Source organism: Bradyrhizobium sp. WSM4874 (assembly GCF_055811835.1).
On the sequence record NZ_JBVVPR010000167.1, the window covers coordinates 1 to 923 of the forward strand.

Sequence of the window (923 nt, forward strand, 5' to 3'; positions counted from 1 at the left end):
GCCGCGGCCGTTGAATAAATCGGCGTGCGGACATTTTGGGATCAGGTGCGCGTGAAGGATTGCGTGCACTTCGTTCTTGATCCGGGTCCGATGCCGCACGACCTGGTAACGCCGGGCGATCAGCCGGCGCAGCCGTTCTGTGGCCGCGTCCGGCGTCCAGATTTCCGGCAGATAGCCGGCCGCGTACAAGCTGGCCAGCGTGCCCGCGTCGACCTTGTCGGTCTTCACATGGGCATGCGCGATTGCCTTCACCTGCAATGGGTTGGCGATGACCACCCGCTTCACGAACGGCGACAGCACCCGTGACACCGCCATGCAGTTGTCGGTCGCTTCGATCACCACCTCGTCTATCGGTTGAAGGCGTTTGCCAAAGCCTTCCAGTGTCGTGCGGGTCATATCGACGCGACCGGCCGGTCGAAATCTGCCATCTTCCCAGAAAACCACCTCGCCGAAAGTTGGTGGATATCCATTCCGATTATGCGTCGCATTTGCACCTCCTGTCATATGACGGGAACGGTGGGCGACACGACAACTACGGATCCGCGCTCACGGCGCAACCGGGCTAGTCGTAGAGGCGGCCAGCTAACTAACTCGAGCTCGCAGCTCATCGTACGCATCGGCCTGCCCCACCTTCGTGCTCCCGGTGCCTCTGTCCCGGATGGTCGCACCATACGCCACGATCTTGAAAACCGCAGCCGAACATCAGCACCGAAAATCTTATACCGGTTACCAACCCCATTGAAAGCACCTTCGCCACCGTGCGCCACCGCACGATCCGATCGAAGGGCTGTCTATCCAACAAGACTGCGCTCGCGATGGTCTTCAAACCAGTCGAGGGCGCCCAGAAAAATTGGCGTCGTCTCGACGGTCATAACCAGTTGCCAAAACTCGTTCTCGGTGTGACATTCAACAACGGGATCGAG

2 pseudogenes are annotated in these 923 nt (G+C 59.7%); one reads left to right on the forward strand and one right to left on the reverse strand.

Going from position 1 to position 923, the window contains the following annotated elements:
- Positions 1–488, reverse strand: a pseudogene (locus tag AC0L3P_RS39860) (IS110 family transposase); the annotation flags it as partial.
- Between the two features lie 240 nt (positions 489–728).
- Between AC0L3P_RS39860 and AC0L3P_RS39865 the strand changes: the two are divergent.
- Positions 729–923 (forward strand): annotated as a pseudogene (locus tag AC0L3P_RS39865) (IS256 family transposase); the annotation flags it as partial.